General features: G+C 75.3%; 5 protein-coding genes. 4 read left to right on the top strand and 1 reads right to left on the bottom strand.

Annotated elements, in window-relative coordinates; genetic code table 11:
• Positions 1 to 27: 27 nt before the first annotated feature.
• On the bottom strand, positions 28 to 2,724 hold the full coding sequence (locus ACEZDE_RS12110; protein ID WP_380535456.1) for a flippase-like domain-containing protein: 2,697 nt from the start codon (positions 2,722 to 2,724) through the stop codon (positions 28 to 30).
• Between the two features lie 251 nt (positions 2,725 to 2,975).
• Here ACEZDE_RS12110 and ACEZDE_RS12105 point away from each other — a divergent pair, with 251 nt between their 5' ends.
• The 4 genes from ACEZDE_RS12105 (at position 2,976) to ACEZDE_RS12090 (ending at position 11,854) form a co-directional block, all read left to right on the top strand.
• Entirely contained in the window at positions 2,976 to 3,401 is a 426-nt protein-coding gene (locus tag ACEZDE_RS12105; RefSeq protein ID WP_380535454.1) for an MGMT family protein, read from the top strand.
• 160 nt (positions 3,402 to 3,561) lie between these two features.
• Entirely contained in the window at positions 3,562 to 7,098 is a 3,537-nt protein-coding gene (locus ACEZDE_RS12100) for an ATP-dependent helicase (protein WP_380535452.1), read from the top strand.
• A 57-nt stretch (positions 7,099 to 7,155) separates the two neighbouring features.
• A complete protein-coding gene (locus tag ACEZDE_RS12095; protein WP_380535450.1) occupies positions 7,156 to 10,464 on the top strand; it encodes an ATP-dependent helicase in 3,309 nt (1,102 codons plus the stop codon).
• An 82-nt stretch (positions 10,465 to 10,546) separates the two neighbouring features.
• Positions 10,547 to 11,854 (top strand): PP2C family protein-serine/threonine phosphatase, encoded by a 1,308-nt coding sequence (locus tag ACEZDE_RS12090; RefSeq protein WP_380535448.1) that lies wholly within the window; start codon positions 10,547 to 10,549, stop codon positions 11,852 to 11,854.
• The last annotated feature ends 1 nt before the right edge of the window (position 11,855 follow it).

The raw sequence follows: 11,855 nt of genomic DNA, 5'->3' as shown, positions 1-11,855 counted from the left end.
GGAGACGGGGCCCTTCGACGTCGGGGGCTACAACGCCTGCTTGCGCTGCAGGAAGGTGAAGGAGATCCAGCCGGGCAGCACCGGGAGCCAGAACGTCAGCACCCGGAACACCAGCACCGCCGGGGTGGCCACGGCCAGCGGCAGCCCGAAGCTGGTGAGCAGACCGGTCAGGGCCAGCTCGATCGGCCCGATCCCGCCCGGCACCGGGACCGCGGAGCCCGCCGCGTTGCCGGCCAGGTAGACCACGGCGATGGTGGCGAAGGGGAGTGACCCGCCGAAGGCCCTGATGCTGGCGTCCAGGCAGGCCACGAAGGCGAGCGAGACCAGGATCACCCCGCCGAAGCCGGTGACCAGCTTCACCGGTGAGCGCAGCAGGTCCAGCATCCGCGGGATGACACCCAGGAACAGGCTGCGCACATGGGTGGTGAGCCAGCGCCGCAGCGGTGGGATCGCCGCCGCCACCAGCACCAGCACCGCCGCGATCAGCAGACCGGCGATGACCGTGCGGGAGGAGGGGATGTCGGAGCTCTTGCCGGTCCCGGCGATGAAGCCGAAGCCCAGCAGCAGCAGGATGTGCATGCCGAGACCGACCAGCTGGGACGCGCCCACGCTGGCCACCGCCTGGCCCGAGCGGATGCCGGCCCGCTGCAGGAACCGGGCGTTCAGTGCCACGCCGCCGACCGCGGCCGGCGCCACCAGCTTCACGAACGACCCCGCCACTTGTGCCAGGAAGGTGCGCCAGAAGGGCAGCCGCTCGGGCACGAACCCGGCCAGGCTCATCGCCGCGCCGACATAGCTGAGCACGGACGCGGCCAGGGCGAGCAGCACCCAGAGCCAGTCCGCGTGCGAGAGCGCGGTGACCGGGTTGTTCGCGATCAGCTGACCCACCAGCAGATACGCGGCGAAGGCGCCGGCGATCACGGTGACCAGGGTCTTCGGCTTGAGCCGCTGCAGCCTGGCGGGCTGGACCGGGGCCTCCGGGACCACCTCCAGGATCTGTGCGCGGATCCGGGCCAGGAAGTCCTCGGCGTCCGGGATCCCGGCCAGCGCCTCCTCGACCTTCACCCCGGACTTGATCTGCTCCTCGCGGGCGGCCGACACCTCGGCCTTGCGCTCGCGGTTGTGGTGCTTCAGCGCGATCCGGGTGGAGCGGTGCAGCCCCACCGGCTGCAGCAGCGGCAGCGCGGTCGCGGTGCGGGCCGAGCCGAGCACCGCGTTGGCGGAGGCCACCGCCCGCTCCGGGCCGACCCGCAGCGCCACCGTGGTGAGCATCTGGGCCAGGTCCATCCGCAGCGTCAGATCGCCGGAGGCGATGTCGCCCCCGGCCAGGTTGATCAGGCACATCCCGCCGCCCGCGGTGACCAGCAACGACTCGGCGGTGAGCCTGCGGTGCGCGATCCGGCGGTCGTGCAGGGCCTTGACCGAGGTCCAGCCGTCGGCCAGCACCGCGTCGGTCAGCTCGGCGTCGGCCGCGGCGTCCAGGGAGCGGCCCTCGACCCGCTCGTAGACCAGGATCACCGCGTCCGGGCCCAGCTCGGAGGTGGCGATCAGCTTGGGCGAGTGCGCGCCCGCGGTGTTGGCCGCGTAGGCGATCAGCGCCTCCTGCTCCAGCGCCTGCCGCAGCGACTGCGGGCTGGAGCGGACGGCGACGGTGCGCAGCTGCAGCCGCCGCCAGAGCCGGTAGAAGAAGCCGGAGGCCTGCTGCTCACGGTCGATCACATGGACGTCCAGCGGCGAGGCCGCGTCCTGGATCACCAGGTAGCGGCGGGTTCCCTCGGGGCCGTCCGAGGAGCGGTGCGCGCTGACCGGGGCGAAGCCGACCTTCCGCAGGCCGGCCAGCAGCTGCTGGCCGGTGGGGCGGACGTTCGGGGTGCCGACGGCGTAGAGGGTGCCGTAGGCGACGCTGAGGCCGAGCAGGATCGTTGCTGCAATCGACAGCGGCGTGGTGTGGCCGCTGATCAGCTCGGAGAGGCTGTCCAGCAGCACCACGCCCCACAGCGCCACCCGCCAGCGCGGGCGGCTGGCCATGCCGACCGCGGTCATATAGGCGATGACCGGGGTCAGGTAGCCGTGCACCGGGTCGGTGACCGAGGTGGTGCCGAGGATCGGCACGGTCAGCGCCGCGGTGATCGACTCGGGGGCGGACTTCACCACCCAGAGGTCCACCGCCAGCGAGATGCCGTGCGCCAGCACCGCCGCGAGCACCCCGTCGGCGACCCGGAGGCCGTCCCGCTTGATCAGCCGTTCCACCGCGAAGGCGAGCGGGACGATCAGCACGGCGGCGGTCGAGACCACGCCGGTGATGGTGGTGAGGAAGTCGGGGACCTTGGTGACGCCGCTGGTGATGTCGTCCTGGAGCCCGCTGGTGGTGGAGGTGGCGATGCTGGCCAGGACGAAGACCGCGGCCACGCCGAGGACGCCGAGCAGGAAGCGGATCAGGTCGGCGGGGCGGTGCACCCGGGCCGCGAGCAGCGGTTCGTCCACCGAGACGTGCGAGCTGGCGCGGGTCTCCGCCGGGAGGGTCGACCGTGGCCGCTTGACCAGGTCGACGGAGCGGTCCGGGTCGGGGCCGGGCGCGCTGCCGGAGTCCCCGGCGTCGGCGTGCTCCGGGTCCGAGTCCTTCGTGAGGGCGGCGGCCTCGTCGTTCAGGCGGCGCAGGCTGTCGTCGGGCACGGCTCCGGAGGCGTCCGCTGCCTGGTCGGCGCTCGCGCTGGATCCGGTCATCTGGGATGTGTGCCTTCTGGTCGCCTGTCACCGACCCTTCAAGGGTGGCATGAGTGGGGGATGCGCGTTGCCCCGAGGTCTCCTGCTTCGTCCCGCCGCTCCGATGGACTCCCTGTGCGGGTCCTGGCCGGATGCTACATTCCTCCGCTCGGGTGAGCGAGGAGGTTCCACGAGCGCGCCACTCGGACGTGTCGGCACGGGTGGTGGCGGTGCGGGTCCCGGTGTCAGCGGGGTGGGACAGAATGCCTGGGGTGAGCGATGACGAGGTGCCGGAGCAGGGTCCTGGCGAGCTGCCGCCCTTCGCCGAACGGGTGCTGGAGCTGACCGAGCGGATCCCCCCGGGCCGGGTGATGACCTACGGTGACGTCGCCGAGTACCTGGCGACGGAGGGGGAGAGCGAAGCGATTCCGATAGGAGTGGCGGCCGGGCGACGGGAGGGCGGGCCGCGCCAGGTCGGCCGGGTGATGGCGCTGTACGGGGCGGTGGTGCCCTGGTGGCGGGTGGTGCGGGCGGACGGCGCGATGCTGCCGGGGCATGAGCTGCGGGCGCTGGAGCAGTACCGGGCCGAGGGCACCCCGTTGCGCAGCGTGCGCGGTCGCGGCCCGGCCCGGGGCTCGGCCGCGGCCGAGGACCTGCCCCGGGTGGACCTCTCCCGGGCCCGCTGGGACGGGCGGTAGCAGGTCATGGCGGACGGTCGGACGGGTCGCGGGGCGATTCCGGTGAACCGGGGACAGCAGGGTGATTGACGGGGGAGGATCGTAGGCTCGCGGTAGCGGGTGACGCCTGAGATCCCGTTGACCCCCTGCGTGTCCCTGTACCTCCCCTGGACCGGCCCCCATGACCACCCCGCAGCCCGCCCCGCAGCCCGACGCACCGCCCCCGTCCGACGCCCCGCTCCTGTCCGCGCCGTCGCCGCAGCCCGGCACCACCGTGCGCGGGGGCGCGTACCGGCTGGTGCGCGAGCCGGTCGCGACGCCCGTCCCGCCGGTGCTGGACGCGTACCAGCAGGCCGTGGCGGACCACCGGGGCGGTCCGCTGCTGGTGCTGGCGGGCCCCGGGACGGGCAAGACCACCACGCTGGTCGAGGCGGTCACCCGGCGGCTCGCGGAGGGGGTCGCGCCGGAGCAGGTGCTGGTGCTCACCTTCAGCCGCAAGGCGGCGGTGGAGTTGCGGGACCGGATGACCGCGCGGGCCGGCGCCGATCCCGCCACGGCCGGGCGCGGCGTCCCGCAGGCGACCACCTTCCACTCCTTCTGCTACGCCCTGGTCCGGGCGCACCAGGACGCCGAGCTGTTCGCCGACCCGATCCGGCTGCTGTCGGGACCGGAGCAGGACGTGATGGTCCGCGACCTGCTGGCGGGCGGGGCCGAGGACGCCCGCAGCGGCCTGGGCATCCGCTGGCCGGACGAGCTGCGCGCCTGCCTGACCACCCGCGGCTTTGCCGACGAGGTCCGCGCGGTGCTGGCCAGGGCCCGCGAGCTGGGCATCGGCGACGAGGAGCTGCGCCGCTTCGCCGACGGGGTCGGCCGTCCGGACTGGCGCGCGGCGGCCGACTTCCTGGCCGAGTACCTGGACGTGATGGACGGTCAGGGCGTGCTGGACTACGCCGAACTGGTGCACCGGGCGGTGCTGCTGGCCGAGCGGCCGGGGGTGCGCGAGCAGTTGCGGAGCCAGTACCGGGTGGTGTTCGTCGACGAGTACCAGGACACCGACCCGGCCCAGGTCCGGCTGCTGCGCGCGCTGGCCGGGGACGGCCGGGAGCTGGTCGCGGTCGGCGACCCGGACCAGTCGATCTACGCCTTCCGCGGCGCGGACGTCAACGGCATCCTCGACTTCCCGCACGCCTTCCCGCGGGCGGACGGCCGTCCGGCGGAGATCCGGGTGCTGCGGGTGTCCCGGCGCTCCGGGGCGCTGCTGCTGGCGGCGACCCGGACCCTCGCCGAGCGGATGCCGATGGGACGGCTCCCGGCCGCGGCGCTGGCGCAGCACCGCGGGCTGCTGCCGGGTCCGGGCCGGGACGGCGGACGGGTCGAGGTGTACACCTACCCGACCCCCGGTTCCGAGATCGACAACATCGCCGACCTGCTGCGCCGGGCGCATCTGGAGCAGGGGGTGCCGTGGAGCGAGATGGCGGTGCTGGTCCGGGCGGGCGGGCGGTCCATCCCCGGCTTCCGGCGGGCGCTGGGCTCGGCCGGGGTGCCGCTGGAGGTCGACGGCGACGACCTGCCGCTGCACGCCGAACCGGCGGTCGCGCCGCTGCTGGCCGCGCTGCGGGTGTGCGCGGTCGGCGCGGTGCGGGACCGTCTCGCGACGGCGCCCCGGGCGGACGGGCGGGAGCCGGAGCGCGGGCCGGAGCTAGAGGACGGCCCGTACCCGGAGGACCCGCTCACGGTGGAGCTGGCGCACACCCTGCTCACCGGGCCGCTCGGCGGGCTCGACGGCTCCGACCTGCGCCGTCTCGGCCGGGCCCTGCGGGAGGAGGAGCGGGCGGCGCTGCGGCTGTCGGCGGAACCCCCCGGCGGCGCGGAGGACGGCGCCGAGGGCGACGAAGACGGCGGGGCCCCCGCGGTCGCGGCGCGCGCGGTGCGGGCCGGGGAGGTGCTGGTCCGGGAGGCGCTGGCCGAGCCGGAGCGGCTGGTGGCGCTGGACCGGTCGTTCGCCGGGCGGGCGCTGCAGCTGGGGCAGTTGCTCCGCAAGGTCCGCGAGATGGTCGCCGGGGGCGCGTCCGCCGAGGACGCGCTGTGGGCGCTGTGGGACGGCTCCGAGCGCTGGCGCCGCCGACTGGAGGCCGCGGCGCTGCGTCCCGGCACGGCCGGGCGGAACGCCGACCGGGACCTGGACGCGGTCTGCGCCCTGTTCGAGACCGCCGCCAGGGCGGAGGAGCGGGTCAAGGGCCCGCGTGGGGCGCTGAACTTCCTGGCCGAGCTGGAGCGGCAGGACATCGCCGCGGACACCCTGTCCGGACGGACCGTCCGCCCGGACGCGGTGCGGCTGCTGACCGCGCACCGGTCCAAGGGGCTGGAGTGGCGGGTGGTCGTGGTCGCCGGGGTGCAGGAGGGCCTGTGGCCCGACCTGCGCCGCCGCGGCTCGCTGCTGGAGGCGGACCGGATCGGCCGGGACGGCCTGGCCGAGCCGCTCACCCCGGGCGCGCTGCTGTCCGAGGAGCGCCGGCTGTTCTACGTCGCCGCGACCCGGGCCAGCGAGCGGCTGATCGTCACCGCGGTGAAGGCCCCGGCCGAGGACGGCGACGAGCCCTCGCGCTTCCTGCGCGAGCTGTACCGGGAGGCCGCGGACGGCAGCCGGACCCCGGCGGTGCTGGTCGAGGACGTGGCCCACCGCCCGCGCCGTCCGCTCGCGGTCGCCGCGCTGGTGGCCGAGCTGCGGGCGGTCGCGGTGGACCCGTCCCGGACGCCGGGGCTGCGCGACGCGGCGACCCGGCGGCTGGTCCGGCTGGCCGCGCTGGTGGACGACGACGGCTACCCGCTGGTCCCGGCGGCGCATCCGCGGCGCTGGTGGGGGATGGCCGACAGCACCGAGAACGCGGTCCCGGTCCGCGACCCGGGGGAGCCGCTGGCGCTCTCCGGCAGCGCCCTGGACGCGGTGAACAGCTGCGGGCTGCGCTGGTTCCTCGGCCGTGAGGTGCACGCGGAGCAGGCGTCCAGCGGGGCGCAGGGCTTCGGCAACGTCCTGCACGTGCTGGCCGAGGAGGTCGGCTCCGGGCGGACCCCAGCCGACCTGGGCGTGCTGATGGAGCGCCTGGACACGGTCTGGGACGCGCTGGCCTTCGACGCCCCGTGGAAGTCCGAGCAGCAGAAGGGCGAGGCCAGGGCCGCCCTGGAGCGCTTCCTGAGCTGGCACGCGAGCGAGCGCGGCCGGGTCCCGGTGGCGACCGAGCACCCGTTCGAGGTGGAGCTGAAGGTGGGCGACCACCTGATCCGGATCCGCGGCAGCATGGACCGGGTCGAGCGGGACACCGCCAGCGGGGCCGCCTTCGTGGTCGACTTCAAGACCGGGCGGACCGTGGTCAGCGGCCCGGAGCTGCTGACCCACCCGCAGCTCGGGGTGTACCAGCTGGCGGTCGCCGAGGGCGCGGTGGACGGGCTTGAGGCGTTCGCCGGGGAGCCGGCCGAGCCGGGCGGCGCGGAGCTGGTGCAGCTGCGGCAGATCGCGGGCCGGGGCCGGGAGGACAGCCCCAAGGTGCAGCCGCAGCCCTCGCTGCGCGGCGACCCCGGCTGGATCGAGGACCTGCTCGCCGAGGCCGCCGACCGGATCGTCAACGAGCGCTTCACCCCCGGCGTCGGCCCCGGCTGCGAGCACTGCTCCTTCCGCCGCAGTTGCAGCGGCCAGCCGGAGGGCCGCCAGGTCGTGGAGTGACCGGGCTCATCCCGGTCGTGGCCCCGGCTGTCGGCGGCGACCGCTAGCGTTTCCGGGGTGAGCCCTGTCATCGACCGTCCGGACCAGCTGAAACAGCTGCTCGGGATCCCCTTCACCGCGGAGCAGCTGGGCGCGGTCACCGCGCCGCTGGCCCCCGCGGTGATCGTCGCGGGCGCGGGCTCCGGCAAGACCACGGTGATGGCGGCCCGGGTGGTCTGGCTGGTCGGCACCGGGCAGGTGCGGCCGGAGCAGGTGCTGGGGCTGACCTTCACCAACAAGGCGGCCGGGGAGCTGGCCGAGCGGGTGCGTCGGGCGCTGGTGCAGGCCGGGGTGGTGGAGCTGGACCCGCTGCCGTCCGAGGACGTGCCCGGCGAGCCGGAGATCTCCACGTACCACGCCTTCGCCGGACGGCTGCTCAAGGACCACGGCCTGCGGATCGGTCTCGAACCCGACGTCCGGCTGCTCGCCGACGCCACCCGCTACCAGCTGGCGGCCCGGGTGCTGCGCCAGGCCCCCGGCCCCTACCCGGCGCTGACCGGCGGCTTCTCCACACTGATTGCCCAACTGCTGACCCTGGACGGGGAGCTGGCGGAGCATCTGGTCGACCCGGACGCGCTCACCGACTACGACACCGCGCTGCTGGACGAGTTGGGGCGGGCCAGGCTCAGCAACGACGAGCTGCGCAAGGTGCCGCAGACCGCCGCCGCCCGGATCGCGCTGGCCGACCTGGTCCGCCGCTACCGCCGCCGCAAGCAGGAGGCGGGGCTGATGGACTTCGGCGACCAGATCGCCGCCTGCGCCCGGCTCGCCCAGGGCAGCCCCGAGGTCGGACGGCTGCTGCGGGAGCAGTACCGGGTGGTGCTGCTGGACGAGTACCAGGACACCTCGGTGGCCCAACGGCTGCTGCTGGCAGGGCTGTTCGGCCGGAGCGAGCACCACGGCGGCGGCCATCCGGTGACCGCGGTCGGCGACCCCTGCCAGGCCGTCTACGGCTGGCGCGGCGCGTCCGTCGCCAACCTGGACGACTTCCCCCGGCACTTCCCGGCGGCGGACGGCGGCCCGGCCGCCCGCTACTCGCTCAGCGAGAACCGCCGCAGCGGCGGCCGGCTGCTGGACTTCGCCAACACCCTGGCCGCGCCGCTGCGGGAGATGCACGAGGGGGTCGAGGCGCTGCGCCCCGCCCCCGGCGCCGAGCACGACGGCTTCTCCCGCTGCGCCCTGCTGGAGACCTACGAGCAGGAGGTGGCCTGGCTGGCCGACTCCGTCGCGCACCTGGTGCACCGCGGCGGGGTGCCGCCGGGCCGGATCGCGGTGCTCTGCCGGGCCGGCCGCGAGTACTTCCCGGACATCCACGCCGCGCTGGTGGCCCGGGACGTCCCGGTGGAGGTGGTCGGCCTGTCCGGGCTGCTCGACCTGCCCGAGGTCGCCGACCTGGTCTCGGTCTGCGAGGTGCTGCAGGACCCGACCGCCAACGCGGCGCTGGTCCGGCTGCTGGTCGGCCCGCGCTGGCGGATCGGCCCGCGCGACCTGGCGCTGCTCGGCCGCCGCGCCGCCGACCTGGTCCGGGTCGCCCGGGGCGGGGAGGACGGGGACCGGCTGGCCGGGGCGGTCGCGGGCACCGACCCGACCGAGGTGGTCTCGCTGGCCGACGCGCTGGAGACGTTCCTGCACCCCGACCCGGCCGACGGCCGGGAGCTGCCGTTCTCGGACGAGGCCAGGGCCCGCTTCGCCGCCCTCGCCGCCGAGATACGCGAGCTGCGCCGGGCGCTGGCCGAACCGCTGATGGACGTGCTGCACCGGGTGCTGGCGGTGACCGGCCTCGAAGTCGAGCTGTCGGCCTCGCCGCACGCGCTGGCCGCCCGCCGCCGGGAGACCCTGCATGCCTTTCTCGACGTCGCGGCCGGGTTCGCCGACCTGGACGGCGACCCGTCGCTGTCCGCGTTCCTCGGCTTCCTGCGCGCGGCCCAGGAGTTCGACCGCGGCCTGGACAACAGCCTGCCCGGCGGCGACGACACCGTGAAGGTGCTCACCGCGCACCGGTCCAAGGGCCTGGAGTGGGACGTGGTGGCCGTCCCCGGCCTGGCCAAGGGGGTGTTCCCGGGCGAGCGCGGGCGGGAGCGGTGGACCAGCAGGCCCGAGGCGCTGCCGCACGAGCTGCGCGGGGACGGGGCGACGCTGCCCGGGACGCCGCGGTGGAACGCCGCCGGGATGAAGCAGTTCGCTGCCGCGATGAAGCAGCACGCGGAGACCGAGGAGCTGCGGCTCGGCTATGTCGCCTTCACCCGGCCGCGGGAGCTGCTGTTGGCCTCGGGGCACTGGTGGGGGCCGGCCCAGAAGCGCCGCCGCGGGCCCTCCGCGTTCCTGGAGGAGCTGCGCGGGTACTGCGAGCGCGGGACCGGCGGCGAGATCGAGGTCTGGGCGGACGCCCCGGCCGAGGACGCCGAGAACCCGTCGCTCAGCCGCGGCCCGGAGCAGGTCTGGCCGCTGCCGCTGGACCCGGCGGCGCAGGCGGCCCGCCGCGAGGTGGGGCTGCGGGTGCTCGCCGGGCTGGCGGAGTCCACGGCCGCGGAGGCCGCGGAGCCGCCGGACGAGGTGTGGGACGAAGGGCCCTACGACGAGGCGTTCGACGATCCGTCAGGAGGCGGTCTGGTCCCGGAGGAGGCGCGGGTCGTGGCCTCCTGGGACCGCGACCTGGACGCCCTGGCCGGTGAGCTGCTGCGGGCCCGGCGCACGGTCAGGGACGTCCCGCTGCCCGCCTCGCTGACCGCCTCCCAGCTGCTGCGGCTCGCCGCCGACCCGGAGGGCTTCGCCCGGGAGCTGGCCCGGCCGATGCCGCGTCCGCCGCAGCCGGCCGCGCGCCGCGGCACCCGCTTCCACGCCTGGGTGGAGGCGCGGTTCGAGCCGCTGATGCTGCTCGGCGCGGACGAACTTCCGGGCGCGGAGGACGACGGGATCGAGGACGAACGGGATCTGGCCCGGCTCAAGGAGGCTTTCCTGCGCACCCCTTACGCCGCGCGCACCCCGTACCGGGTGGAGGCGCCGTTCCAGCTGCTGCTGGCGGGGCGGGTGGTGCGTGGCCGGATCGACGCCGTCTACCGCACCGGTGACGGCGGGTTCGAGGTGGTCGACTGGAAGACCAGCCGGCAGCAGACCGCGGACCCGTTGCAGCTCGCCGTCTACCGGCTGGCCTGGGCCGAGTCGGCGGGGGTGGCGCTGGAGCGGGTCTCCGCGGCGTTCCTCTACGTGCGCAGCGGCAGCGTGGTGCGTCCGGACCGTCTGCCCGGCCGGGAACAGCTGGAACAGCTGATGACAGGCGTTACGCCAAACGGGCTGTCCATGGGTGTAGAGGACACGGAACATTCGTGAAAAGGCTGTGCAGCTTGTCCTTTTCGTGCCTAATGTGGAGTCAGTAACCAGTCAACTTCGGCCTAGTGAGAGAAGTGGCGAGTTGAGTGTTGCCGGAAGGATTCGTCAGCTGATCGGCTGGGGCCGCATCGTGGGGATGCTGCCCTTCCTGGGCATCGTCCTGGTGATCGCCATCGACCTCTCCAGCGGCAACCCCGACCGGACCTTCGAACCGGCCCTCACCGCGGGGCCCGCCCTCGCCGCCGTCGTCACCGACCGGACCTGGTACCCGCTCGGCGTGGGCGCGGCCACCGTCGGCGCCGCCTTCGGCCTCGCCGCCTACGACCACACCCTGGGCCAGTCGGTCCACTCCGCCAGTGTGTTCGCGATCGTGCTGATCGCGCTGATCGGCGCGACCAGCGTGCTGCTGCGGAACCGGCAGACCCGGGCGCTGGCCGACGCCCGGCTGGTCTCCGAGGTCGCCCAACGGGTGCTGCTGCGTTCGATCCCGGCCCGGATCGGACCGGTGCGCACCGCCGTCCACTACGCCGCGGCGGCGGCGCACGCCAGGATCGGCGGCGACCTCTACGAGGTGGTGCAGACCCGCTGGGGCGTCCGCGCGGTGATCGGCGACGTCCGCGGCAAGGGCCTGGAGGCGGTGGAGACCGCGGCTGCCGTGCTCGGCGCTTTTCGCGAGGCGGCGCACCAGGAGCCGCAGTTGGACCGGGTCGCGGCATGGCTGGCGGACAGCCTGCACCGGGCGCTGCACGAGAACGACCACGAGGGCACCGAGGAGGAGTTCGTCACCCTGGCGCTGGTGAGCGTCCGCCCGGACCGGGTGGCCGAGATCGTCAACTGCGGCCACCCCTCGCCGCTGCTGCTCCGCCCCGGGGCACCGGTGCGGGCGCTGGACCCGGCCTGGCCGGTGCCTCCGCTGGGCGTGCTGGAGCCGGACCAGGTCGCCCCGCCGGTGCTGGAACTGCCGCTGCTGGACGGCGACCGGGTGCTGCTGTTCACCGACGGGGTGATCGAGGCCCGCGACCGCTGGGGCGTGTTCTACCCGCTGGCCGAGCGGCTGCCGGACTGCGCCGCCGGCGACGACCCGGACCAGGTGCTGGCCCGGGTGCACCAGGACGTGCGCCGCCACGTCGGCCGCCAGCTCGGCGACGACGCGGCGATGCTGCTGCTCCAGTACGCGCCGCCGCTGCCGCGGCCGGCCGGGGAGGGCCTCGGGGTCGGCCGGGGCGTGGGCGGCGGCCCGCAGCCGCCCGCGGTCCCTGCCTCCCGCAACGGCGCGGGCGGCGGTGACGGCGGCCACGGCGGGCTGGGCTTCGTCGGCCGCCCGCGCCGCGGACCGGGCGCACGCCCGCAGCGGGCGCACCGGACCGACCGGACGCCGCCGCAGCACTGAC

Origin of the sequence: Streptacidiphilus cavernicola (assembly GCF_042510955.1) — a bacterium.
Classification (GTDB): domain Bacteria; phylum Actinomycetota; class Actinomycetes; order Streptomycetales; family Streptomycetaceae; genus Streptacidiphilus; species Streptacidiphilus cavernicola.
Note: the sequence above shows the minus strand (reverse complement) of the source record. Positions and strands in the feature narration are given on the sequence as shown.

Coding starts and splice junctions, on each gene's coding strand:
- ACEZDE_RS12110 (WP_380535456.1), bottom strand. CDS start 2,724: ATGACCGGATCCAGCGCGAGCGCCGACCAGGCAGCGGACGCCTCCGGA.
- ACEZDE_RS12100 (WP_380535452.1), top strand. CDS start 3,562: ATGACCACCCCGCAGCCCGCCCCGCAGCCCGACGCACCGCCCCCGTCC.